The 24,116-nt window shown below is 73.5% G+C and carries 23 protein-coding genes and 2 pseudogenes; 13 read left to right on the top strand and 12 right to left on the bottom strand.

Annotation, left to right across the window (positions count from 1 at the left end):
* Positions 1-72: 72 nt before the first annotated feature.
* A pseudogene (locus IOD16_RS40640) lies at positions 73-414 on the top strand (transposase); the annotation flags it as partial.
* Between the two features lie 103 nt (positions 415-517).
* Positions 518-769 carry a hypothetical protein gene (locus IOD16_RS25825; protein WP_123748486.1) on the top strand — a complete coding sequence of 84 codons (252 nt, stop codon included), beginning with the start codon at positions 518-520 and terminating at the stop codon, positions 767-769.
* Between the two features lie 135 nt (positions 770-904).
* Here the strand turns inward: IOD16_RS25825 and IOD16_RS25820 are convergent, their stop codons facing one another.
* From IOD16_RS25820 to IOD16_RS25800, 5 genes are read right to left on the bottom strand one after another with little or no spacing between them, the layout of a single operon-like run.
* On the bottom strand, positions 905-2,077 hold the full coding sequence (locus tag IOD16_RS25820; protein WP_201436468.1) for a histidine kinase: 1,173 nt from the start codon (positions 2,075-2,077) through the stop codon (positions 905-907).
* The gene (locus IOD16_RS25815) at positions 2,074-3,795 is read right to left on the bottom strand and encodes a sodium/solute symporter (protein ID WP_201436467.1); all 1,722 of its coding nucleotides are present in this window, start codon (positions 3,793-3,795) and stop codon (positions 2,074-2,076) included. The genes IOD16_RS25820 and IOD16_RS25815 overlap by 4 nt, the downstream gene beginning before the upstream one ends.
* Entirely contained in the window at positions 3,792-4,178 is a 387-nt protein-coding gene (locus IOD16_RS25810; protein ID WP_201436466.1) for a DUF485 domain-containing protein, read from the bottom strand. Before IOD16_RS25810 ends, IOD16_RS25815 begins: the two co-directional genes overlap by 4 nt.
* Entirely contained in the window at positions 4,175-5,014 is an 840-nt protein-coding gene (locus IOD16_RS25805) for a LytR/AlgR family response regulator transcription factor (protein WP_201436465.1), read from the bottom strand. The genes IOD16_RS25810 and IOD16_RS25805 overlap by 4 nt, the downstream gene beginning before the upstream one ends.
* A gap of 36 nt (positions 5,015-5,050) precedes the next feature.
* Complete coding sequence (locus tag IOD16_RS25800) at positions 5,051-5,359, bottom strand: hypothetical protein (RefSeq protein WP_053721693.1); 309 nt, start codon at positions 5,357-5,359, stop codon at positions 5,051-5,053.
* 1,254 nt (positions 5,360-6,613) lie between these two features.
* Between IOD16_RS25800 and IOD16_RS25795 the strand changes: the two genes are divergently transcribed.
* Complete coding sequence (locus IOD16_RS25795; protein ID WP_201436464.1) at positions 6,614-7,168, top strand: RICIN domain-containing protein; 555 nt, start codon at positions 6,614-6,616, stop codon at positions 7,166-7,168.
* Positions 7,169-7,210: 42 nt separating this feature from the next.
* Here the strand turns inward: IOD16_RS25795 and IOD16_RS25790 are convergent, their stop codons facing one another.
* A complete protein-coding gene (locus IOD16_RS25790; protein WP_201436463.1) occupies positions 7,211-10,159 on the bottom strand; it encodes an AfsR/SARP family transcriptional regulator in 2,949 nt (982 codons plus the stop codon).
* A 79-nt stretch (positions 10,160-10,238) separates the two neighbouring features.
* Positions 10,239-12,725 (bottom strand): DEAD/DEAH box helicase, encoded by a 2,487-nt coding sequence (locus IOD16_RS25785; protein ID WP_201436462.1) that lies wholly within the window; start codon positions 12,723-12,725, stop codon positions 10,239-10,241.
* A gap of 213 nt (positions 12,726-12,938) precedes the next feature.
* Here IOD16_RS25785 and IOD16_RS25780 point away from each other — a divergent pair, with 213 nt between their 5' ends.
* From IOD16_RS25780 to IOD16_RS25765, 4 genes and pseudogenes are all read left to right on the top strand, one after another.
* A complete protein-coding gene (locus tag IOD16_RS25780; protein ID WP_201436461.1) occupies positions 12,939-13,628 on the top strand; it encodes an energy-coupling factor ABC transporter permease in 690 nt (229 codons plus the stop codon).
* Positions 13,625-13,933, top strand: coding sequence for a PDGLE domain-containing protein (locus IOD16_RS25775; protein WP_123746529.1), 309 nt, complete (start codon positions 13,625-13,627; stop codon positions 13,931-13,933). The genes IOD16_RS25780 and IOD16_RS25775 overlap by 4 nt, the downstream gene beginning before the upstream one ends.
* A pseudogene (cbiQ, locus tag IOD16_RS25770) lies at positions 13,930-14,571 on the top strand (cobalt ECF transporter T component CbiQ); the annotation flags it as partial. The gene IOD16_RS25775 and the pseudogene cbiQ, both read left to right, overlap by 4 nt.
* Before the next feature lie 12 nt (positions 14,572-14,583).
* Positions 14,584-15,375 carry an energy-coupling factor ABC transporter ATP-binding protein gene (locus IOD16_RS25765; RefSeq protein WP_201441577.1) on the top strand — a complete coding sequence of 264 codons (792 nt, stop codon included), beginning with the start codon at positions 14,584-14,586 and terminating at the stop codon, positions 15,373-15,375.
* Positions 15,376-15,402: 27 nt separating this feature from the next.
* Here the strand turns inward: IOD16_RS25765 and IOD16_RS25760 are convergent, their stop codons facing one another.
* The 4 genes from IOD16_RS25760 to IOD16_RS25745 form a co-directional block, all read right to left on the bottom strand.
* On the bottom strand, positions 15,403-16,530 hold the full coding sequence (locus IOD16_RS25760) for a lytic polysaccharide monooxygenase (RefSeq protein ID WP_236594387.1): 1,128 nt from the start codon (positions 16,528-16,530) through the stop codon (positions 15,403-15,405).
* Between the two features lie 141 nt (positions 16,531-16,671).
* A complete protein-coding gene (locus IOD16_RS25755) occupies positions 16,672-17,973 on the bottom strand; it encodes an MFS transporter (RefSeq protein WP_201436460.1) in 1,302 nt (433 codons plus the stop codon).
* A 113-nt stretch (positions 17,974-18,086) separates the two neighbouring features.
* The gene (locus tag IOD16_RS25750; protein ID WP_123746532.1) at positions 18,087-18,506 is read right to left on the bottom strand and encodes an SRPBCC family protein; all 420 of its coding nucleotides are present in this window, start codon (positions 18,504-18,506) and stop codon (positions 18,087-18,089) included.
* A 30-nt stretch (positions 18,507-18,536) separates the two neighbouring features.
* The gene (locus IOD16_RS25745) at positions 18,537-19,112 is read right to left on the bottom strand and encodes a uridine kinase family protein (RefSeq protein ID WP_236594386.1); all 576 of its coding nucleotides are present in this window, start codon (positions 19,110-19,112) and stop codon (positions 18,537-18,539) included.
* Positions 19,113-19,386: 274 nt separating this feature from the next.
* Between IOD16_RS25745 and IOD16_RS25740 the strand changes: the two genes are divergently transcribed.
* From IOD16_RS25740 to IOD16_RS25720, 5 genes are read left to right on the top strand one after another with little or no spacing between them, the layout of a single operon-like run.
* A complete protein-coding gene (locus IOD16_RS25740; RefSeq protein ID WP_201436459.1) occupies positions 19,387-19,851 on the top strand; it encodes a hypothetical protein in 465 nt (154 codons plus the stop codon).
* Positions 19,848-21,089 carry a PPE domain-containing protein gene (locus IOD16_RS25735; RefSeq protein WP_201436458.1) on the top strand — a complete coding sequence of 414 codons (1,242 nt, stop codon included), beginning with the start codon at positions 19,848-19,850 and terminating at the stop codon, positions 21,087-21,089. Before IOD16_RS25740 ends, IOD16_RS25735 begins: the two co-directional genes overlap by 4 nt.
* Positions 21,086-21,352 carry a WXG100 family type VII secretion target gene (locus tag IOD16_RS25730; protein ID WP_123746536.1) on the top strand — a complete coding sequence of 89 codons (267 nt, stop codon included), beginning with the start codon at positions 21,086-21,088 and terminating at the stop codon, positions 21,350-21,352. The genes IOD16_RS25735 and IOD16_RS25730 overlap by 4 nt, the downstream gene beginning before the upstream one ends.
* On the top strand, positions 21,345-21,983 hold the full coding sequence (locus IOD16_RS25725; RefSeq protein WP_201436457.1) for a hypothetical protein: 639 nt from the start codon (positions 21,345-21,347) through the stop codon (positions 21,981-21,983). The genes IOD16_RS25730 and IOD16_RS25725 overlap by 8 nt, the downstream gene beginning before the upstream one ends.
* Before the next feature lie 29 nt (positions 21,984-22,012).
* A complete protein-coding gene (locus tag IOD16_RS25720) occupies positions 22,013-22,549 on the top strand; it encodes a hypothetical protein (protein ID WP_236594385.1) in 537 nt (178 codons plus the stop codon).
* On the opposite strand, the gene IOD16_RS25715 is transcribed toward IOD16_RS25720, so the two are convergent.
* On the bottom strand, positions 22,476-23,243 hold the full coding sequence (locus tag IOD16_RS25715) for a helix-turn-helix transcriptional regulator (RefSeq protein WP_123746539.1): 768 nt from the start codon (positions 23,241-23,243) through the stop codon (positions 22,476-22,478). The two genes, IOD16_RS25720 and IOD16_RS25715, sit on opposite strands and share 74 nt — an antisense overlap.
* A gap of 54 nt (positions 23,244-23,297) precedes the next feature.
* On the opposite strand from IOD16_RS25715, the gene IOD16_RS25710 reads away from it, so the two are divergent.
* Entirely contained in the window at positions 23,298-24,062 is a 765-nt protein-coding gene (locus tag IOD16_RS25710) for an ESX secretion-associated protein EspG (RefSeq protein WP_201436456.1), read from the top strand.
* Positions 24,063-24,116 lie beyond the last annotated feature (54 nt).

Below are 24,116 nucleotides of genomic sequence, written 5' to 3'. Positions count from 1 at the left end.
GGTGACGCCCAGCGGCAGGAGCCGTGGGTGCGCCGGGCGCCGGAAGCGCCGCCACGACCGCCGCACGCCGACGTGATCGAGCAACTGGCCGTGCGCCTGGTGCCGCCGTCGCTGTGGGCGGTGGTGGAGCCGCTGCTGCCACCCGCGAAGGTGCGCCGCCAGGGCGGCGGCCGGGGCCGGGTGTCGGACCGCGCCATCTTCACCGCGATCGTGTTCGTCCTGACCAGCGGTTGCGCCTGGCGGCACCTGCCGCCGACGTTCGGCGTGACCGTGCCGACCGTGCACCGCCGGTTCCAGGAGTGGAGCGAGGCCGGGTTGTGGCTGCGGCTGCGCCGGGCGGCGATGGACGGCGCGGCGGGCGACGCCGAGTGGTTGCGGCTGGTGCTGGAAGCGGCGGAACGACGCGGCGCGCGCGCCGTGGGCTGAGCCGAACGGGGACCGACGGTGGCAACGCGGGCGTCCCGACTGCGAACCGGGGCGCCCGCCGCGCCGTTCGTCCCGATGGAGGTGTTCCCCGATGACCGAGTTGTCCGGACGCGAGGTCGCGCTGCTGAAGGCGACCGTCGCGAACCGGGTCGAGCTGACCCGCAGCGCCGAACCCGACGTGCGGGTGGACGGTCTGCCGTTCTGCGACCCGACGACGGCCCGCGCGCTCGTGCACGCCGGCCTGATCGAGGCCGCGAGCCCGGTCGCGCCGGGTGACCTCGCGGCCGCCCGCCTGACCGCCGCCGGCGCCGCGGCCCTCGGCCTGGCGGTCTACGCGGCCTGACCGGCCCGACCCTGGCACCGGCCCCGCCGCCCCACCGGCTCGGGCCGCCGGGTCCTGGGCGACAGCTCGCTCAACCGCGCCGCCGGGCTCGCCGGCACCCGCCCTCCTCGGCGGCGGCGGGCAGCTTTCGCGCGGTCAGGCGTGCACGCCCGCCTGGTACTTCGGCACCCTCACGCTGATCTTCGTCCCCAGCCCCTGGGCCGTTTCCACGACGAGGCCGTAGTCGTCGCCGTAGCAGCGCCGGAGGCGTTCGTCGATGTTCCCCAGCCCTATCCCGGCCGTCTCGCCGACCTGGCCCGCCAACGTGCGGCGCAGCGCGTCCGGGTCCATGCCGATGCCGTCGTCCTCGATGGTGATGTGGGCCTCCTCGCCCGCGTCTGCCGCCAGGATCGAGATGTGGCCCGGCCCGACCTTGCCCTCCATCCCGTGCCGCACGGCGTTCTCCACCAGCGGTTGCAGGCACAGGAACGGCACGGTCACCGGCAGCACCTCCGGCGCGATCTGCAACGTCACCTTCAGCCGCTCGCCGAACCGGGCCCGTTCCAGGGCCAGGTACTGGTCGATCGACTTCAGCTCCTCCGACAACGTGGTGAAGTCACCCGCCCGGCGGAACGAGTAGCGGGTGAAGTCGGCGAAGTCCAGCAACAGCGTGCGAGCGCGCTCGGGGTCCGTGCGCACGTAGGACGCGATGGCGGACAGCGAGTTGTAGATGAAGTGCGGCGAGATCTGCGCCCGCAGCGCCCGCACCTCCGCCTCCACCAACCGGGTCCGCGACCGGTCCAGCTCGGCCAGCTCCAGCTGGCCCGACGCCCAGCGCGCCACCTCGTTCGTCGCCCGCACCAACCCGGCCGACGCCTCCCGGCTGTAGGCCGCCAGCACGCCCACCACCCGTCCCTCCACGGTCAGCGGCGCGAGGACGGCCGTGTGCACGGGGCAGTCGGGCGCGGAGCAGGTGATGTCGAACGCCCGGGTGCGGCCGGTGGAGAACACGTCGGCGGCCAGCCCCATCGCCTCGGCCGCGTGGTGCTCGCCGTCGCCCTCCCACGCCACGACCTCGGTCTCGTCGGTCAACGCGAGCGCGGGCGTGCCGAGCAGCGTCCGCAGGTGCTTGGCCGACTTCTTCGCCGCCTCCGGCACCAACCCGGCGCGCAGCGGGGGAGCGGCGGACCACGCGGTGTGCAGCGTCTCGAACGTGATCCGCTGCTCGTGGGTCAGGAAGTCGTTGCGGGTGCGGGAGGTCCACCACAGCGTGGTCACCACGGCGAGGCCGACGAGCAGGATCGCGCCCGCTGTCCACAACGCGGTCACAACCGGTCCTGACTGCGCAGACCCAGGTTCTCCGGCGCGTGCAAGCGCACCATGACGTGGTTCACCCCCGGAGGCACCTTGCGCGGCGTCAGCAGCGACACCACGTACATCACGACGAAACCGAGCGGCACGGTCCACGCGGCGGGCCGGGCCAGGAACACGTGGTACCACGCGCCGCCGCCACCGGCGCTGATCGTGACCAGCCCGGCCACCAGGGCGGGCAGGCCGCCCGCCACCATCCCGGCGACCGCGCCGACCGTGGAGATGCGCGTGCTCCAGATGCCCAGCACGAGCAGCGGGCACAGCGACGACGCCGCCACCGCGAACGCCAGCCCCACCATGTCCGCCACCGGCACCTTGCCCACCAGCCACGTCATGCCCAGCGGCACCAGCACGGCCAGCACCGTCGACACCCGGAACCCGCGCACGCCCCGCAGCCGCAGCACGTCCCGGCTCAGCACCCCCGCCAACGACACCATCAGGCCGGACGACGTGGACAGGAACGCGGCGAACGCCCCACCGGCCACCAGCGCGCCCAGCAGCTGCCCGCCGAGCCCGTCGATCATCCGGCTCGGCAGCACCAGCACCACCGCGTCCGTGTCACCGGTCATCAGCAGCTCGGGCGTGTAGAGCCGGCCGAGCGCGCCGTAGATCGGCGGCATCAGGTAGAACACGCCCAGCAGGCCCAGCACGATCAACGTCGTGCGCCGCGCCGCCCGCCCGTTCGGGTTGGTGTAGAAGCGCACGATCACGTGCGGCAGGCCCATCGTGCCCAGGAACGTGGCGATGATCAGCGAGTACACCGCGTACAGCGGGAACCGCTCGCCGCCGCGCATCGGCAGCGCCCACACGTCGTTGGTGTTCGACGGGATCGACCGCACGTGCGGCACCGCCGCGCCCTCGGGGAACGTGAGCCGCGTGCCGGCGGCCACCTCGTGCCGGCCCACGGTCAACCGGCCGCCGCCGTCGACCCGCCGGCCGTCGACCCGGCCGGAGCCGTTGAAGGGCGTGGCGCGGGAGGCGTCGAACGTGGTGTCCGAGTCGAACGTGACCGTGGTCTGCTTCGGGAACTCGGGGAACTGCGGCCCGGTCAGGTCCCGCGCGCCGTGCGCGTGCCAGGCCATCACCAGGAACACCACCGGCACCGCGATCGCGGTCAGCTTGAGCCAGTACTGGAACGCCTGCACGAACGTGATGCTGCGCATCCCGCCGGAGATCACGTTCGTGGTGACGACCAGCGCGACCACCAGCGCGCCCACCCAGTCCGGGGTGCCCGTCACCGTGTGCAGGGTCAGGCCGGCGCCCTGCAGCTGCGGCAACAGGTACAGCCACCCGATGCCCAGCGCGAACACGCTCGCCACCGCGCGCACCGCCGGCGACGCGAACCGCGCCTCGGCGAAGTCCGGCAGCGTGTACGCGCCGCTGCGGCGCAGGGGAGCGGCGACCAGCGCCAGCAGCACCAGGTAGCCCGCCGTGTAGCCGACCGGGAACCACAGCATGTCCGGCCCGTGCGCGAAGATCAGCCCGGCGATGCCGACGAACGACGCCGCGGACAGGTACTCGCCGCCGATCGCGGAGGCGTTCCACCACGGCGAGACGGTGCGCGAGGCGACGAAGAAGTCCGACGTCGTGCGCGAGATCCGCAGCCCGTAGGTGCCGACCAGCATCGTGCCGACCGCGACGACCAGCACCGCGACGATGCCGTACCCACTGCTCACGAACGCTCCACCAGCTCCGCGAACTCGCGTTCGCTGCGCTCGGCCTGGCGCACGTAGAACCAGCCCGCCAGCACGAACACCGGGAACACCAGCAGCCCCAGCAGCAGCCACGGCAGCGGCAGGCCCAGCAGCCGCTGCGCGGCGACCTGGGGCGCGAGCGTGAACACCAGGGGCAGCGCCGCCACGCTGCCGCACACGACCGCGCACAGCAGCAGCCCGAGCCGCCGCTGGGTCCGGATCAGCGACCGCATGTACACCGCGCCCAGCTCGCTCTGCTCGTCGATCTCCCGCGACGCGGGGTACGGCCGGGGCGCGCGCGGCGCGCGGGTGCGCGGGCTCGTCACCACGACCCGCTGGGTGTGCGGCCGCTGCGGCGAGGTCACGACGGCTGCCGGTTGCGGCGCACCAGCAGCTGCCGCAGGTGCCGGGCGTGGCGCCGGCTGACCGGCAGCACCGCGCCGCCGATGTTGACGCTCAGGTGGCCGTCCTCCAGCCGCAGCTCGTCGATGTGGCCGAGCGACACGAGGTGGCTGCGGTGGATGCGCACGAACCCCGCGGAGCGCCACCGCTCCTCCAGCCCGTTGAGCGCGGCGCGGACCAGCCCGCTGCCGGTCGCGGTGTGCAGCCGGGCGTAGTCGCCGTGCGCCTCGACGTACCGGATGTCCGCCAACCTGATGAACCTGGTGATGCCGCCGAGTTCGACCGGGATGACTTCGTCGCCCACTTCGGGCGCTTTCTCGGCCGGCGCGGCGGCGACCGGTTCCGGCGACTTCGAATCGAGCACCTCGTGCACGATCCGGTGCACCGATTCGGCCAGCCGTTCCGCCCGAACGGGCTTGAGGAGGTAATCGAGCGCTTTCAGCTCGAACGCCTCGACCGCGGGTTCCTGGTGCGCGGTGACGAACACGATGCGCGGCGGCTGGGCGAACCGGGACAGCACGCGGGCCAGGTCGAGCCCGTCCAGGCCCGGCATGCGGATGTCGAGGAAGACGGCGTCGACCGGTTGGCCCGCGTCCATGGCGCGGTGCAGCGTCCGCAACGCCTTGGTCGCGTCCGTGACGCCCTCCACGTGGGCGACGCGCGGGTCGGAGCGCAGCAGGTAGACCAGGTCCTCCAGCGCGGGGGCCTCGTCGTCGACGGCGAGCACCCTCAGTGTCCGTTCAAGCGCCCCGCGGCGCTCCGGGCCCTCGCAGAGAGGGCAGGGAAGTCCTGAGGTCATGGAGTTCCAATGTGGTGTGGTCGGCGGCGTCGGCGATTAGACCACCGGACGCCTATCCTCACCCTTCGGGGTGGCCAAGGGCAATGACCGGCGCGCCGCCTGGGCGTCACCCAGCGTCATCTCCAGTTCGAGGAACGCCTCCTCGGCCCGGCGCGCGGCCAGCGACACCGACGCCGCCGCCGCGCTGCCGACCAGGCGCCGGGTCGGCTCGTGCAGCCCGCGCACCACGTCGGACCACTCGTTCGCCAGCCGTGCCAGCTCCGTCAGGGCGCAGACCAATTCGGCGGAAGTGCGCGGCGCCGGGTCCACGATCCGCGCCAGTCCGACGTGCGGATCGGAATCCATGACATCCCCCACGAGTGAGCCGCCGAAGTATCGAAACCCGATGCTCTCGTCCACCGACCACGCGGTCAACGACCCGGAGGAGTGGTCTCAATCGGCGCTGCGGCCGCGGGTCGAACCTCCAGGACCTCCGCGTGCGCCACTCGTGTCATCCGGTCAGGTGACTCGTGTGGTGATTTCGAGGGTCGTGAGCGTTCGACACGTGGGCGCTGAGCGTTCGACACGCACGTCCGACGCTGACCCGGTGTCCCGCCAGAGGGACGGAGCACCCCCGGTCGGGTTGTCCCGAGGCACTGCGCGCAACTGTCGTCGTAGCGGTGCGAGGCGCTCACCTTCCGCACGCGCATTGCCCTCGCGACCTCTTCGTGGATTTACTGTCCGGTTGGGCCGGGTGCTCATTCTGATGCCCGTCGAAGTGGGCGCTCGATTCTTCGGTTGACAGCTTTTCGGGATGCAGTATCGTCGTGCTCGCAATTCCGGTCCGGTGGTGCGGGCGAATTGGTACGCGTGGTCTCGGGGCTCGACCGGGGCTCTTGTCGTTTCATCGGATCCACGAGCGCGCGGCGGTGACTGCCGGCCGTGAGGAGTGGAATTCGGCGGCCGCGCTTTCCGGGTCGCGTGCGGATCCGACCGCATCGCTCGGATCCGGGTTCGTCCGATCCGAGCGGGCCGGGCTGTCGCAGGTCGAATCCGAAAGGGATGGTGAATGATGTCTGCCCGAAGAACCGTCGTCAGGCTCGCGGTGTGACTCCTCGCCGCGGTGACCGCGGTCCTGATGTTCTCGCCCGCTTCCCAGGCGGCCTCGCCGGCCGACACCGTCGACGCCGAGATCGCCGAGATCGCCGCGTCGGGCCTCCAGGTGACCAGGCGCACGAGCCAGGACCCCGGCGCGCTCGCGCACTCGCAGGTGAGCAACGCTTGCACGGCCAGGTGCCTGGCGGTGCGGGGGACCGACGCCCGGCCTTCCGGATCAACGGCACGCCCGCCTACGCGGACCGGAAGTGGGAGGCGCAGGCCGGCGGCGCCGACGTCTTCCGCTCCGGAACCAGCACAGCGGCCAGTGCCTGGCCGTCCAGGGGGCCGGCAACGTCGACGGCGCCCCGGTCTACCGGTACGACGCGGTGGACCACGCCGACCAACGCCGGTACGGCGTCTGAGCACGGTCCGATCGGCATTCACGGTGCGGTCGACGTCGTCGACCCGGCACGTCCGGGCGCCTCGACGAGGGGCGCCCGCCGGACGAAGAGGAGGAACGATTTGTCGCGCTTGACACTGGCACGCCTGGCCGCGGTGCTGTTCGCCGCGGTGGCGGCTGTCGTCGTGGTCGTGTCCCCGGCACAGGCGGGGCCGGCGGACGGGAACCCGGTCGAGCAGGCCGCCGCGGCGGAGTCGGCCGAGGTGTACCGCATGACCAACCACTACACCAACCGCTGCGCGGCGGTGCACGGCCCGAGCAACGTCAACGGCGGCGCGGTGTTCCAGATCGACTGCAACCCCGCGTTCGCCGACCAGTACTGGCGGTGGGAGCCCTACAACGGGTCCTACCGGCTCCGCAACGAGCACACCAACCGCTGCCTGGCCGTCCAGCAGCACAACGCACCGGCGTTCCAGATCGACTGCGGGACGTACACGGACCAGCAGTGGGTGCGTCAGGCGTACTACTCGGGGAACTACCTCCTCGGCTACAAGATCCTCAACGTCTACAGCGGCAAGTGCCTTGCCGTGCAGGGCGCCGTGCTCTCCAACACGCAGGTCTTCCAGGCCGGGTGCAACACCTCCTACCTCGACCAGGTGTGGGAGCTCCAGATCTGAGCGCGGTCCGGCGGGGCGGCGGTCGGCCGCCCCGCCGCACCGTCACGTCAGGTCGGACAGGGCGGCGGCGGCGAGGGATTCGAACTCGCCGAAGCCGCTGCGGGAGGCCAGGTCGCGGCCCACGCGGGCGTGGCGGAGGGCTTCCGCGCGGCGGCCGTCGGCGGACAGGGCGTGCACCAGGCTGACGTGGGAACGCGCGACGCCGTAGCGGTAGTCGGAGGACGTGGCCAGTTCCAGCGCGCGCAGGTGGGCCGCCACGGCGAGCCCCGGTTTGCCCAGGTGGCGCAGGACCAGGCCGAGGGCGTTGTGCACCTCCGACTCGATCCGCCGGCTCCCGCCCAGCTCCTGCACCAGCGCCAACGCCCGCTGGGCCGTCCGCATCGCCTCCGCGTGCTCCCCGCCCAGGCACAACGCCGCCGCCAGGTGCGCCATCGCCTCCGCCCGCGGGTGCCGCGCGCCACTGCGGTACCACGCCTCCAACGCGTAGCGCTGCAACTCCGCGGCCCGCGCGTAGTCCCCGGCCGCGGTGCTGCACCGCCCGAGCAGCGCGGCGCACGCCGCCTCGATGTTCACCCCGTCGGCCGCCTGCGCCAGCGCCAGCCCCGAGGACAGGAACGACTCGGCCGTCACCAGGTCGCCGCGCATCAGCCACACCGCGCCGAGCCCGGTCAACGCCGAGATCCGCACGTGCGGCAGGGCGCCCTCGACCTCGGCCAGCTCCGCCATCCGCTCGAACGCGGCGAGCGAGGCGGGCAGCTCGCCGAGCTCCAGGTGCACGATCCCGTCCAACCCGACGTGCAGCCACTCCGCCCGCGCGGACGGCCGCACGGCCCGCAGGTGCCGTTGCGCGGCCCGCAGGTTGCCCAGGTTGCGGTGTTCGGTCGCGAGCCACACCGTCATCAACGTCTCGGCGTCGTGGTCGCCCGCCGCCCGCGCCGCGCCCAGCGCCGCGCCGACGGCGTTGAGGAACTCCACGTGGTGCCCGTGCGACCCGAGGTACCCGCTCACCGAGTTGATCAGCTGCCACGCCATCGGCAGCGGGCCGCGCGCGGCGCAGTGCTCGGTCGCCGCCAGCACGCTGGCCCGTTCCGCGGCCAGCCACGCCCTGGCCTCGTCCGGGCTCATCCGGGGCGGCCCGGACGTGCCCAGCTCCGGGTACAGCACGTCGCCGACCTCGACGGCCGTGCGCAGGTACCAGTCGAACAGCCGCCGCCGCGCCGCGTCCAGGTCCTCGCCCGCCGCCTCGGCGCGGTCGGCCGCGTAGTCGTGCAGCAGGTCGTGCAGGGCGAACCGGTCGGGCCCGACCCGTTGCACGAGGTGCGCCGACGCCAGGTCCTCCAGCAGCCCGCGCGCCACGTCCTCGGGCGCGTCCAGCAACGCCGCCGCTCCGAACACGCTGAAGTCCGGTCCCGGCAGCAGCCCGGTCAGCCGGAACAGCCGGGCCGCGGCCGGCGCCAGCGCCGCGTACGACAGGTCGAACGCCCGCCGCACCGCCGCCGTGTCATCGTTGTCCACCGCCAGCACGGCCAGCCGGTCGCCGCCGCGCAGCTCCTCCACGTACGACGCCACGTCCACGTGCGAGGAGCCCACCAGGTTCCCCAACGCGATCCGCAGCGCCAGCGGCAGGTACCCGCACAGCCGGGCCAGCTCGCCGAGCGCGTCGAACTGCGTCACGGCGGCCTCCGCGCCCAGCGACCGGGCCAGCAGCTTCCACGCCTCGTCGCCGCGCAGCACGTCCAGCCGCACCGTCGTGCCGCGCAGCCGCAGCTCGTTGCGGCTGGTGATCAGCACCGAGCAGCCGGGGTCGGCGGGCAGCAGCGGCCGCACCTGCTCCACCGACGCGGCGTTGTCCAGCGTGATCAGCACCCGCCGGCCGCGCAGCCGGGCCCGGTAGCCGGCGACCAGGTCCTGCTCGTCGACCGGGATGTGGTCGGCCCGCACGCCCATCGCCCGCAGGAACCGCGCCAGCACGGCGGACGTCGGCAGCGGCGGCGACGTGGAGTGCCCGCGCAGGTTCACGTACAGCTGGCCGTCGGGGTACCGGTCGCGCACCGCGTGCGCCACCGAGATGGCGAACGCCGTCTTGCCGACGCCCGGCGGCCCGCACACGACCACGGTGGCCGTGCCCCGCTCCAGCAGCCCCGTCACCCGGGTCAGCTCCGCGCCGCGGCCGACGAAGTTGCCCACCGGCGCGGGCAGCTGCGACACCGGCGCCCACGTGCTCGCGACCGGCTGGTGCAGCGCCGGGTCGCCGGTGAGGATGGCGTGCTGCACGGCGCGCAGCGAGTCGCTCGGGTCCACGCCCAGCTCCCGCGCGAGCGTCGTGGACGCCTGCCGGTAGGCGTCCAGCGCATCGGCCTGCCGGTCCACCCGGTACAGCGCCACCATCAGCTGCGACCAGAACCGCTCCCGCAGCGGGTGCTGCGCGGTCAGCCGGCGCAGGTCGGCGACCACCTCGTCGGACCGGCCGAGCCGCAGCTTCACGTCCACCAGCTCGGAGATCACCCGCAAGCGCTGCTCGACGAGGTTCGGCGCCTCGGTCTCGTGCAGCGACTCCGACGGCACGTCGGCCAGCGGCGGCCCGTGCCAGCACTCCAGCGCGCGTTCGTAGGCGTCGGCGGCGGCGGTGAAGTCCTCGGCGGCGGCCAGCTTCGCGCCCTGCTCGGCCGCCGCCTCGAACCGGTGCAGGTCCAGCGCGCCGGGCGGCAGGTCGATCCGGTAGCCGGTGGGCGTGGTGTGGATCAGCGGCGGCTCGCCGAGCGCGCGCCGCAACCGCATCACGTACACCGGCAGCGTCTGCGCGGCGCGGTCCGGCGGCGTCTCGCCCCACACCCGGCGGATCAGGTCGCTCGCGGGCACCGAGCGGTTCGCGTCCAGCAGCAGGGTCGCCAGGACGATGCGGTGCTTGGCGGCGGTGACGGGGACCGAGCGGCCGTTCCGGCGGACCACGAGAGACCCCAGCACGCCGAACTCGTCCTGCGACAGGGCCAACCGCCTCCGTTCTCTCCCGACGTTGACATGCTCGTGCCCCGGTCCGCGCCGCAGTACCACCGGATGGACCCCAGGCCGGCTAGAGCCTGCCGACTTCGGTGATCCGCACGGCGGCCGTGCCGATCTCGTCGGACTCGGCCAGGTCGACCTCGGCGGTGAAGCCCCAGTCGTGGTCCTTCGCCGGGTCGTCCAGGACCTGGCGGACCCGCCACAGCCCCGGCTCCTCGGTGATCAGCAGCAACGCCGGTCCGCGCGCGTCCGGGCCCATGCCGATCTCGTCGTGCTCCTCGAAGTACGGGTCGAGCGCGTCCTGCCACTCCTCGGCGGTCCAGCCCGCGTCGCCGTCCAGCCGGCCCAGCTCGTAGTAGTCGCGCCGGGCGGCCAGCTCGACGCGCCGGAACAACGCGTTGCGCACCAGCACCCGGAACGCCCGCACGTTGCCGGTGACGGCGGGTGGCGCGTCGCTCGACGACAGGTCCGCCGCTTCCTCTTCCGAGGGGTTGCGCAGCTTCTCCCACTCGTCCAGCAGGCTGGAGTCGACCTGGCGGACCAGCTCGCCCAGCCACTCCTGCAGGTCGCTGAGCTCCTCGGTCTTGGCGTCCTCGGGCACGGTCTGCCGCAGCGCCTTGTACGCGTCGGCCAGGTACCGCAGCACCAGGCCCTCCGAGCGCGCGAGCTGGTAGTGCGACACGTACTCGGCGAACGTCATGGCCCGTTCGAACATGTCCCGCACCACGGACTTCGGCGACAGGTGGTGGTCGGCGACCCACGGGTGCCCGCGCCGGTAGGTGGTGAACGCGGCCTCCAGCAGCTCGGCGAGCGGCTTCGGGTACGTCACCTCCTCCAGCAGCTCCATCCGCTGGTCGTACTCGATGCCCTCGGACTTCATCGCGCCGATGGCCTCGCCGCGCGCCTTGTGCTCCTGCGCCGACAGCACCTGGCGGGGGTCGTCCAGAGTGGATTCCACCACGGACAGCACGTCGAGCGCGTAGGACGGCGACTCGCGGTCCAGCAGCTCGATCGCGGCCAGCGCGAACGGCGACAGCGGCTGGTTGAGGGCGAAGTTCACCTGGAGGTCCACGGTGAGCCGGATCTCGCCGCCCTGCCGCTCCACCACGCCCGCCGCCAGCAGGCCCCGGTACATCTGGATGGCCCGCAGGATGTGCCTGCGCTGCGCGGGCCGGTCCTCGTGGTTGTCCTCCAGCAGGTGCCGCATCGCGCCGAACGCGTCGCCGGGCCTGCCGATCACGTTGAGCAGCATGGCGTGGCTGACCTGGAAGCTCGACGTCAGCGGCTCCGGCTCGGCGCTCTTGAGCCGATCGAAGGTCTGGTCGCTCCACGACACGAAGCCGTCGGGGGCCTTCTTGCGCACCACCTTGCGCCGCTTCTTCGGGTCGTCGCCCGCCTTGGCCAGCGCCTTCTCGTTCTCCACCACGTGGTCGGGCGCCTGCACCACGACCGTGCCGACGGTGTCGTAGCCCGCGCGGCCCGCCCGGCCTGCGATCTGGTGGAACTCGCGGGCCTTGAGGTGGCGGGTGCGCTGGCCGTCGTACTTGGACAGGGCGGTGAACACCACCGTGCGGATGGGCACGTTGATGCCGACGCCGAGGGTGTCCGTGCCGCAGATGACCTTGAGCAGGCCCGCCTGCGCGAGCTGCTCGACCAGCCGCCGGTACTTCGGCAGCATGCCCGCGTGGTGCACGCCGATGCCGTGCCGGACCAGGCGGGACAGCGTCTTGCCGAACCCGGAGGTGAACCGGAACCGGCCGATCGTGGCCGCGATGGCGTCCTTCTCGGCGCGGGTGGCGACGTTCACGCTCATCAGCGACTGCGCGCGTTCCAGCGCGGACGCCTGGGTGAAGTGCACCACGTAGATCGGCGCTTCGCGGCCGTGCAGCAGGTCTTCGATCGTCTCGTGCAGCGGGGTGGTGACGTACTGGAAGTTCAACGGCACCGGGCGTTCGGCGGACCGCACCACCGACGTCGTGCGGCCGGTGCGGCGGGTCAGGTCCTTCTCGAAGAACGTGACGTCGCCCAGCGTCGCCGACATCAGCAGGAACTGGGCCTGCGGCAGCTCGATCAGCGGCACCTGCCAGGCCCAGCCGCGGTCGGGCTCGGAGTAGAAGTGGAACTCGTCCATGACGACCTGGCCGACGTCGGCCTTCGTGCCGTCGCGCAGCGCGATGTTGGCCAGGATCTCGGCCGTGCAGCAGATGATGGGCGCGGTCTCGTTGACGCTGGCGTCGCCGGTCACCATGCCGACGTTGTCCGCGCCGAACGTCTCGATCAGCGCGAAGAACTTCTCCGACACCAGGGCCTTGATGGGCGCGGTGTAGTAGGTCCGCTTGCCCTCCGCGATGGCGGCGAAGTGCGCGCCGATGGCGACCAGCGACTTGCCCGAGCCGGTGGGCGTGCTGAGGATGACGTTCGAGCCGGAGACGATCTCGATCAACGCCTCCTGCTGCGCCGGGTACAGCGACAGCCCCCGCTCTCGCGCCCAGTCGGCGAAGGTGTCGTAGAGGACGTCGGGGTCAGGGGTGGCCGGCAGGCGGTCGGTGAGAGTCATCGCAGGCAGAGCATAGTGCCACCGACCCGTGCCCCACGATCGTGTGATCGTCGCTGGTCGGCGTCGCCGCGCAGGGGTGCGGCGAGGCGCGCGGACGACTCCGGAGGGCGTCGCGCGAGCCGTCCGGACGACCCGGTTCGCCCGGCGCGGTGACCGGAATCGTTGTTGCATCGAGCTGGCCATTGCGGACGACTGGCAACTAGCGTGGTGCCCGTGTCCGAACCGGTGGCAATGCACATGAGCGACGGCCTGCTGAACGCGCCGACCTCGCTGCTGTTCGTCGCGGTCGCGGTGGCCGGGGTGGGCGTGGCCCTGGCCAAGGCGCGCGGCGACCTCGACGACCGGACCGCGCCGATGGCGGGCCTGGTGGCGGCGTTCGTGTTCGCCACCCAGATGGTGAACTTCCCGGTGCTGCCCGGCGTCAGCGGGCACCTGCTCGGCGGCGCGCTCGCCGCGATCCTGGTCGGGCCGTGGGTCGGCGCGCTGTGCGTGACGATCGTGCTGGTCGTCCAGTCCCTCTTCTTCGCCGACGGCGGTGTCACCGCGCTCGGCGCGAACGTCACCAACATGGCCCTCCTCGGCACCGCGGTCGGTTACCTCACGGCGCTGGCGCTGCGCCGGCTCGCGACCCGGGGCAAGGGCGGGCTCGCCGCGGTCGCGTTCGTGTCGGCGCTGGTCAACACGGTGCTGGCGTCGTTCGGCTTCGTGCTGGAGTACGCCATCGGCGGCCAGGGCGGTGTGGCGTTCGGCACGGTCGCCGCCGCGGTGCTCGGCGTGCACGTGCTGATCGGCATCGGCGAGGGCGTGATCACCGCGGTGACCGTGACCGCGGTCGCGGCGGTCCGGCCGGACCTGGTGCACCTGCTGCGCGGCGTGCCGCAGAAGCTGGAGTTGAGGGCGTGAAGCGCTTCTTCCTGGGGTTCGCGGTGGTCAGCGTGCTGCTGGCGGGCGTGGTGTCCTACTTCGCCGACTCCGACCCGGACGGGCTGGACCACGTCACCGAGCAGCAGGGCATCGCCGAGCACGCGCGGGAGCACCCGCTGTCCGGGTGGCCGCTGGCCGACTACGCGCTGGGCGGCGACGACCGGTTCACCGGGCTCGCGGGCGTCCTCGGCGTGGCGGTCACGCTGGCCGTCGCGGGCGGGCTGTTCCGGGTGCTGCGCAAGCGTCCCGGGAAGCCCGCCGACGCGAAGCCCGACGTGGGGTGAGCGCGGGACACGGGTTCCTGCACCGGCCGGGCGACTCGCCGGTGCACCGCCTCGCGCCGCAGGTGAAGATCGTCGCGGCGGTGGTGGCGGTGCTGTGCGTGGTGGCCACGCCGCGCGAGGCGTTCTGGGCGTTCGGCGCCTACCTGCTCGCGCTCGCGGCGGTCTGGGCGGTGGCCCGCGTGCCGGTGCGGTGGTTCGCCGCGCGGTCGGTGATCGAGGCGCCGTTCGTGCTGCTGGCCCTGCTGCTGCCGATCACCGGCGGGGGCGGGCGGGTGGACCTGCTCGGCCTGTCCGTGTCGGCGGAGGGAACGATGGCCGGGTGGAACATCCTGGTCAAGGGCACGCTCGGGCTCCTGACGTCGTTGACGCTCGCGGCCACGACCTCGCCGCAGGACCTGCTGCTCGGCCTGCAACGGCTGCGGACGCCGGCGGTGCTGATCACCATCGCGACGCTGATGCTGCGGTACGCCGAGGTGATCGTGGGCGAGGCCAAGCGGATGCGGGTGGCCCGGATCTCCCGGGGCGACGACCCGCGGTTCCTCTGGCAGCTCGGCGCGACCGCGCGCGGCGTGGGCAGCCTGTTCATCCGGTCCTACGAGCGCGGCGAGAGGGTGCACCTGGCGATGGTGTCGCGAGGTTGGACGGGCCGGATGCCCGACGCGGCGGGCGCGGGCGGCGCTGAGGACGTGGCGCCCGTCGAGCCGCGGCGGTCCGCGCCGGCGCTCGTGGTGGAGAAGCTGGCGTACGCGTACCCGGACGGCCACCAGGCCCTCTTCGGGGTGAACCTGCGGGTGGAACGCGGTGAGCGGGTCGCCGTGCTCGGCCCGAACGGGGCGGGCAAGACGACGTTCGCGCTGCACCTCAACGGTGTGCTGGGCGGTGGGTCCGGCCGGGTCGAGGTGGCCGGGCTGCCGGTGGAGAAGGCGCACCTCAAGGAGATCCGCCGCCGCGTCGGCGTGGTCTTCCAGGACCCCGACGACCAGCTGTTCCTGCCCACCGCGCGGCAGGACGTGGCGTTCGGCCCGGCGAACTTCGGGCTGCGCGGCGCGGAGCTCGACGAGCGGGTGGCCCGCGCGCTGGCCGCCGTGGGCATGGCGGACTTCGCCGACCGGTCGCCGCTGCACCTGTCCGGCGGGCAGCGTCGCCGGGTCGCGCTGGCCACCGTGCTGGCCTGCGACCCCGAGATCCTGGTGCTCGACGAGCCCTCGGCGAACCTGGAACCGGTGGCCCGCCGAGAGCTGGCCGAGGTGCTGCTGGGGTTGGACCGCACCATGCTCATGGTCACCCACGACCTGCCCTACGCCTTGCAGCTGTGCCCGCGCAGCGTGCTGATCGACGGCGGTGTCGTGGTGGCCGACGGACCGACGCGGGAGCTCCTGGCCGACACCGGGCTGCTCGCCCGGCACCGGCTGGAGCTCCCGTTCGGGTTCCACCTGGGGTGAAGCTCCCGGATCAGCCCGACAGGGGGACTACGGGCTGGTGCAGGACACCGTCGGCAGCGAGTTGGCGCCGGAGTAGTTGGCCGTGAAGCCGAACTTCACCGATGCCTCCGGTGCCACCGTGCCGTTCCACGCCGCGTTCTTGACGACCACCTGCGAGCCGGAGCCGGACTTGACGCCGCTCCACAGGCTGTTGATCGCCTGGTTGCCGCCCCACGTCCAGGTGGCGGTCCAGCCGTTGTAGGCGCTCTTGCTGTGGTTCATGAGCTCGACCTCGGCCTGGAAGCCGCCCGACCACGCACTGGTGATCTTGTAGATCGCCATGCAGCTCGCGTCACCCGGCTGGGTGGGCGTCGTGGGAGTGGTGGTCGTGGTCGACGTCGGGGTCGTGGTGGTGGTCGACGTCGACGTGGTGGTGGTCGTGGTGGTGGTCGTCGTCCCGCCGCCGGTGCCGACGCCCGTCTCCTGACCGTTGCCGCCGTCGAACACGACGTCGGAGCAGTTGTAGAACGTCTCGGCGCTGTCCGAGCGGGTCCACACCGAGTAGATGATGTGGCGACCGGACTTCCCGGAGGGCAGCTTCGCGTTCCAGTAGTACTTGCCCTCGACCGTGCCCACCGCGCCGCTGTCCGGCGGGTTGGTCACGCTGTCGAACGGCGTGCTCTCCAGGTCGCTCCACGCCAGCGACCGGGTCGGGCTCCAGCTGTCCTTGGTGATGTACAGGTCGAACCTGCCGGGGTGCGCGGCCCACTTGTTGTAGGTGATGTTGAAGTTCGCGCCGGCGGTCAGGTGCGTCACCGGGTAGTCGTTGCGCGCGATGTCGAACCCGGAGAACGTCGGGTTGCCGCCGCTGCACAGCTTGCCGTCGGGGATGAAGCCGCTCATGCGGCCCGCGCCGTCGGACCGGAGCACGCCGAACCAGTTGTAGAGCGCGTTGGTGCCGCCGGATGAGACGGCGGCGGCGCAGGCCGGGTTCTGCGGCCGGATGTCGCCCTGCGGCGACAGGCCGTCCTTCCAGCACAGGAAGGTCCGGCTGCCCGGGGTCATCATGGCGCCGTGTGCGGACGCCGCGGTCGGGCTGACCACGTTCACGAGCGTCGCGATCAGCAGGCCGGCCACACCGGCCGAGGCCAGCGCGATCCATCGTCGGGCCGTCACGTCGTTCACCTCCTCGTTGAGGTTCTGGGAGCGCTCCCAGGAACAAGCATGACTGTAACCGCGCGCACCTCGATCTGTGAATGGGCGATTACGCAGTGCATCTCAGCGGCGCAGCGTGTGCCGCCCTATGGGCGTGTCCGGCTACACCCGGACGCGTGCACGCCGGTTCCGGCGTTTCGCGGGGCGCGCTGGGCCGTGCGGCTGACCCGGGTGGCCGGCGGGCGGCGCCACCCGGTGCGGCCGGCGCAGCACGCGGTGGGCCAGCGCGGTGCGGTGGTGCGGCGGCACGGCCAGCACCGAGGCCGCGAACACCGTCACCATCAACGTCACCATGCCCGCCAGCACCAGCGTCTCCGGGGCGCCGATCCGTTCACACAGCCAGCCGAGCAGCGGCGCGCCCACCGCGCCCGCCGCCGCCCCGACGGCCGAGTTGACCGCCAGCAGCCTGCCGCGCATCCCGTCCGCCGTGTCGAGCTGGACGCAGGTGCTCATGGTCGTGTCGATGACGACCGCGCCCGCCGCGATGGGCAGCAGCACGACGGCGAAGCCGAGCGTGCCCGGCACCAGCCCGCTGGTCACCTGCAGCAGGCTCGTCGCGCAGGCGACCACCAGCAGCAGCCGCACGGTCAGCGCCCGGCGCGCCGCCGCGGCCAGCCCGCCGACCACGGTGCCGATCGCGAACACCGTCGACAGCAGGCCGTACGCGGTCGCGTCCGCGCTCATCGCGGCCATCGTGACCTGGTAGTTGCGGCCCAGGCTGGACAGCGTGAAGCCGAGCGCGAACAGCAGGAGCAGCCGTCCGCTGGCCGCCACGTACCGCAGGCCGGCGACCACGCCCGCGCCGTCGGCCGGGCTCTTCGCCAACGGGTGCAGCTCGGCGCGGCGGATGGTCAGCACCGCGACCACGACGGCCAGGAAGCTCACCGAGTTGATCAGGAACAGGGCGGGGGAGCCGAGCGCGGCGGCCAGCACGGCGGCGCCGCTCATGCCCAGGATGCGGCCGGTCGAACTGAGCACCGAGCCGAGCGCGACCGCGTTGCCCAGGTCCTCCCGCGGCACCACCCGCGCGCCGAACCGACCGAGCGCGGGCAGGTCGAACACCGACACCAGGCCGGCCGCGAACGTCAGCGCGAACACCGCCGTGATCGGCGCGCCCCGCCACACCACCAGCGCGAGCACCGCGGCCAGCACGGCGTGCAGGGCCTGGCAGACGAGGATGGTCCGGCGCGCCGGCAGCCGGTCGGCCAGCGCGCCGGCCCACGGGCCGAGCAGCACCGGCGGCAGGGCGCCCAGCAGCACCGACAGGCCGACCGAGGCGGCCGAGCCGGTGCGGTCGAGCACGACCCAGTTCAGGCCGATCAACTGCATCCACGAGCCGGTCACCGAGACGAGGTCGGCGAACGCCCAGCGACGGTAGTTGCGGCTCCGCAAGGCGCGGAACATCGAAGCTCCCTCGACGGTGGTCCGGGGCCTCGACGTGCGGACGTGCCCGGGTGAACGGCGTTCACCCTAGGTGCCGCTTTTCCGCGTTCAAACCTGATGTGCGGTGAAGACGGTCACGTCACGCTTTGTGCCGCCAGCGCTGCGAGCCGGCTCAGCGCCTGCACGAGGTACTCGTCGGTGATCTCGTGCGCCTCCCCGCCGACCGCCGCGTGGTGCTCGCCCGTGACGTCCAGGTGCAGCACCACGCGGCTGCGGCCCGGTCCCTCGTCGTCGACCTGGAGCCAGCCCGAGTAGCCGCCGCCCTCCAGGTCGCCCCACTCCAGCCGGCGCTGCTCGGCGTCCTCGGCCAGGTAGCCCTCGGCCTCGTCGATCTCGTCGCCCATGGACACCCGGCCGGTGACGCGCTCGGGGCCGCTCGACTCGACCTGGAGCCCGTCCGGCAGCCACGCCTGCATCGCGGTCACGTCCCGGGCCAGGTCGAACACCACCCGCGCGTCGACCGGCACCGTCTGCTCGTGCTCGAACTCAGCCATGCCGGCAGCAGTACCCCCGGCACTCCCGGGCTACACCGACGCGGGGGCCATGCCCCCGATCGTGGCGAGCTCCACGTGGTGCGGGCGGGCCGGGCGCATGCCCGCGTCCACGCACCGGCGCACCACGCCGGCGTGCTCGCGCAGCAGCCGCAGGCCGCGGCGGGCCAGCAGCGGCACCGGCTTGCGGGCCTCGGCCACGTCGCGGGCGAAGCGGCGGGCGAACGTCACCACCGCGTTCGGCGCGAGCACGATGGCGTCGGCCAGCACCCCCGCCTCGCGGCAGCCCGCCACCAGCCGGTCCGCGAACAGGCCCTCGGCGATGAACAGGCCGGGCGCGGTCACCGTGCGGCAGCCGACCCTCCGGTCCTCGCCGAGCACGTACACGGGGGCTTCGACGGTGCCGGTGGTGGCCAGCTCGACCACGGCGGCGAGGGCGTCGGCGGTGTTCCAGGACCCTTCCGCGTCCCAGTCCGCCCGGCCGGTCTCGTCGCGGGGCAGCAGCGGGTCGTCGCCCTCGCGGTAGTAGTCGTCGAGCCGCAGCACGGGCAGCCCGAGGTGGGCGGCGAGGGTGGACTTGCCCGAACCGGAGGGGCCGGCGAGCAACACGGCGCGCGCGTGAACGGCAGGTGACGGCACGGGTGCCGATTTTCGCACAGCTCCCGCCCTGCTCCCGCACCACCGGCCGGTGTGATCGGTCGGCCTCCTCCGCCCGGTCGCGGGCGGTCCGCTCGTCCGCCATCCGGCCCGGTTCCGACCCGGTCCCGTTCCGGCTGGTGGCGGGGCCCCTCCGGGTGGTGGGCTTGTCCGATCGTGCACCGCCGTTGCTCCCGCTGTGCACCCGCTCTGGTCACCCGCGCGCGGGCACAGGACGATGTGGTCCATGGTGGTCAGGGTGCGCGGCGTCGAGGACGCCAGGCGGATGCGCGAAGAGCTGCGCGACGAGCAGCGCGGGTCGGAGGCGGTCGCGGTGCCGGTGGTGTCCGGGCCGACCGGCGCGGGCGCGGCGGGCGTGGTCGCCGAGGGCGGTGACTTCATCGAGCTGGACCTGGCCTCCTTCACCACGGCGGTGTCCGACCTGGAACGGCTGCACGGGGTGCTGAGCGAGCTGCTGGCCCGCGCGGACCGCGAGATGGACCAGCCGCTCGGCGACGGCAAGGGCCCGGTCGCGCTGAACATGCGCCGGGCGTTCGGCCTGCGCGGCGGCGACGTCGGCGGCGGCGTGCGCACGGCGCTGCGGTCGTACGTGCGGGAGCTGGCGCTGCTGCGCGACTCGCTGGAGCAGGTCGGCAAGACCCAGCAGGCCCAGGACGAGCAGGTGCGGCAGGACCTCGGGCGGCTGCGGTGACCGAGCGCAAGGGCGGGTACTGGTCCGACTTCCACGACCACTCGGCGGCCACGCGCCGGCGCAACGAGAAGCGCGTGCAGCAGCGCCGGGCCAACCGGGAGCCGGAGAACTTCGGCAAGATCAACTGGCGGGCGTACACGCACCGGCAGCTCTGGGACATGGTGAAGTCGGCCGACGCCGCGCAGATGGCCACCCGCACGTACGAGTGGCAGCGGCTGGCGGCCGACATCGACCAGGCGACCGCGGACGTGCAGAAGATCGTGCAGAACCTCGCGCTGTCGTGGCGGGGCCCGTCGGCGGTGGCCGCGGCCGAGTCGGTGTCGGAGCTGACGAAGTGGGGCGCGCGGTCCTCGGAGCACGCGTTCCAGGTGGGCGGCGGCCTCGACGGCTACACCTCGGCGGTCCAGGAGGCGGCGCGGGCGATCCCCGAGCCGGTGCACCCCGACGCCGAGCAGTGGTTCCGCGCCGGCTACGACGTGACCACGCTCGACGGCCCGCAGGGCGCGTACATGCTCAAGCAGCTGCTGGACGACCACCTGCCGGACAAGCGCGAGCAGCAGGAGGCCATGGACCGGGCGGTCCGGGTGATGGAGCAGTACGAGGCCGCCAGCCACGGCATCGGGCGCGAGCTGCCGGTGTTCGACGAGGCGCCGGTGGTCACCGAGCCGACCGGGACGCAGCCCGCGTGGGCCCAGCCGACGTGGACGCCGCCGCCGTCGAACCCCGGGCCCGTGCCGCCGACGTGGCCCGCGCCGCTCCAGGACCGGCAGCCGCCCGTCGACCCGGCACCGTCCCAGCCGGGCGTGCGGCCCGAGGGCACCACGTCCGCCGCGGCGGCCGGTGTGCCCGGCCCCGGCAGCGGCTACGGCGGCCCCGGCGGGTTCGGCTCGCAGTCCGGGTTCGGGCCGCAGTCGGGGTTCGGGTCGCAGTCCGGGTTCGCGCCGGGCGGTGGCGGCTCCTTCGGCCCCGGCGTCGGCGGCCCGGGAGGCGGCGCCGGTCAAGGAGGCTTCGGCCCGGGTGGCGCGTCCGGCGTGCTCGGCGCGGTGCCGGGCGGCGCGGCGGCCCGGGGCGGCGTCGGACCGGTCGTCGGCGCGGGCGGCCCGCAGGGCTTCGGCATGTACCCGCCGATGGCGCCGGGCAACCGCGAGGACGACGGCGAGCACCGCAACCGCTACGACCTCGGCCTCGACCTGCTCGACGACCTGCCGCCCGCGTTCCCGCCGGTGCTCGGCGAATGAGCGGCGGCTACCAGGTCGACCCGGACGAGCTGGCCGCGTTCGCGGGCCGGTTGGACGAGGTGTCCGACGAGGTGCGCGCCACCGCGTCCGCGCTGGAGCAGCCCTCGGGCGACCTCGGGCCGGAAGGCGTCACCGAGGCGGTCGACCGGCTGGTGGCCGAGTGGGCGGCCGTGCTGCGCGGGGTGGAGCTGGACGCCGTGGCGGACGCGTTGCGCGCGGCGGGTGAGACCTACCGGCAGGCCGACGAGCTGCGCCATGACTGACTACCGGGGACTGGGCTTCGACCCCGCGCCGGGCCACGCGGGCGCGGTGGTGGCGGCGAGCGAGCGGTTGTCGGTTGCCCTTACAGTCCCCGGCGCGCCACCGGAACCGTGGACGGGCGCGGCGGCGGACGGGTTCAGGACGCGGTTGGAGGCGGTGGTGTCGGAGCTGACGGCGGTGCGGCGCGCGATGCGGGCGGCGGCCGAGGTGCTCGACGGCTGGGCCACCACGCTGCTGGGCAACCAGCGGCGTGCCGAGGAGCTGGACCGGCGCGCGCTCGGTGTGCGGCGCGCGCTCGCCGAGGCGTCCGACGAGCTCGACCGGACCGGGGCGATGGCGTCCTTCACCGCCGCCGACGGCGAGGCGCACGAGCGGGCCGCGGCGCGGCACGACGAGCTGCGCCGGCAGCTGGACGACGTGCTGGAGGAGGCCCGGCTGCTGGAGCGCGACCACCGCGCGGAGGCCAGGCGGGTCGCCGACCGGCTGCGTGCCGAGGAGCCGTCGACGGTCATCGCGGACACGCTGACGAGCTTCTCGTCCCTCACCGCCGACCTGGCGTCCGTGCTGCTCGGCCCACCTCGACCCGCGTCCACCAGGGGCGCGGCGGCGGCGTTCCGGGCGGGCCTGGGGTGAGACTCGCTCCCGTGCCGGGGGTGACCCCGGTGGCACTCGGCAGTCCCGAACGCACCGCGGCGGAGCTGTTAACCGTGCTGCGACGGCTCAAAGGCACCCGTGACCCCGGGTTGGAGGTGTCCGCCACGCAGGCCGCGGAACTGGCGCACCGGCACGGCGCGGGCCTGCTGGCCGTGGTCGAGCACCGGGACGCGGACCCCGCGCTGCTGATGGCGGGCGTGGTGGCGGTCGACCGGCCCGCCGACCCCGACGAGCTGGGCTTCCACCTCGACGGCCCGTCGATCCGCGAGGTCACCCGCGGCGAGACGGCGACCGGCTACCCGGTGGTGATCGTGGAGCGCATCCCGGTCGCCGGGCCGGGCGCCCAGCTCCAGGTCGTGGTGAGCGACCCGGACCAGCCGCGGATCGCGGTGTTCACGCTGCACTCGCCGACCGGGCGCGGCTGGCTGGAGGTGGCGGGCATCGCGGGCCGGTTCGTCTCGGGCGTGCGGTTCAGCGGTGACGGAACTCGCTCGGCGTCCGGCCGACCACCTGGCGGAACGTCCGGGAGAAGTGGGCGGCGCTGACGAACCCGCAGTCCTTGGCGATCTCGCCGATGCCGCGCGCCGCCTTCGCCGGGTCGGCGAGCAACGCCTTGGCCCGGTCGATCCGCAGGCCGCGGATGCGCTCGGACACGCCCTGCCCGTCGTCGAAGAGCTGGTAGAGGCGGCGGCGGGAGATGAACAACGCCTCGGCGACCCGGTCCGCGCTCAGGGCCGGGTCCGCCAGGTGCTCGCGCATGTACTCCAACGCTTCGCGCCGCCGGGCGACCAGGGAGTCCACGCGTTCCAGCTCGGCCCGCAACGCGCTGCGCAGCACGAGCTCGGCCAGGCCGAGCAGGTGGTGGGACAGGCCGTGCGGGTCGAGGGCGTGCGCGGCGGCGAGCACGTGCGCCACCGCGCCGCAGAACACGGCGTCCAGCGCGGCGTCGACCGGGACCGGTCGGAACATCAGCGGTTTCAGCTCGCCGAAGCCGACGGTGAGGCGGGCCTCGGCCACGGTCAGCATCACCACGTCGGGCAGCACGTGCAGCGCGCAATCGGGAAACCGAAGCGCGGCGCCGTTGCCCGGCACCCCGCCCGAGACCGTGCAGCCGACCAGCAGCTGGATGTGCTCCGGGGTGGCCGCACCCCCGCTGAGCGCGGCTTTGGCCGCCGCCGCGCCGGAAGCCCGCACAGTCAGGAACCCGCCGGCGACGTCCACGGGGAGCAGCGTAGCCACCGGTGTTGCCCAACCGGCCGCGCGAGACGCCGCCGGGCGCTACCTTCTGGCCTCATGGCGCGACGTTCGGCGACCGCGGTCGTCCTGTCCCACCTGGAGTTCGACCTCTTGTGGGAGGACCTGGGCGTGGGTGAGCCGCCCTACCCCCTGGAGGTGCCGTCGCACGGCGAGACGATGGACGACCGGGACGCCCTCGGCGCCGAGGTCCTGCGCACGCTGACCGAGGCGGGGCTGGCCGACGGCGAGGACGTGTCGCCGGCGCTGGAGGACCTGTTCGCGCTGCTCGCGCACGGCGAGGTCGCGGTGGACGCGCTGGTGTTCCGCCCGCACCCGTGGCGGGTGCTGGCCACGGCCCGGGGCGGGCACGGCGTGCTGGCCGTGCTGAACGACCGCGAGGTGGCGCTGGAGCCGGTCACCGACCTGGCGGTCGCGATCACGCGCGTCATCGGCGACGCGCCGGCCGGCCCGGGAGAGCAGGTGCGGATGCCCCGGTCCGTGTTCGCCGCCGCGATGGACGCCTACGCCCAGTCCGGCCACACCGCGCTGGAGCGCACCCTCGCCCAGGCCGGCATCACCGGCCGCGCCACCCGGTCGATCACCACGCTGGTGGACTCGCCGCGCAGGTCGACCGGTCAGCTGGCCGCCACCGGACCGCGGGGCCGTTCCCGCGTGCTGAGCTGGACCGAGACCGCCGCGGGCCGCTACGCGCTGACCACCGAGGAGGCCCACCACACCGAATGGGTCCACCTCTCACCGGCCGACACCCCGTGGCTGACCCGCCACGTGACCGCCCTGCTGGCGCGAACCCGCGCGAGCTGAACCCACGACTCCCGCGAGAGTCCTACGTTCAGCTCGCGCGTGTCCTACGTTCAG

Origin of the sequence: Saccharothrix sp. 6-C (assembly GCF_016695385.1) — a bacterium.
GTDB lineage: Bacteria > Actinomycetota > Actinomycetes > Mycobacteriales > Pseudonocardiaceae > Actinosynnema > Actinosynnema texasense.
Note: the sequence above shows the minus strand (reverse complement) of the source record. Positions and strands in the feature narration are given on the sequence as shown.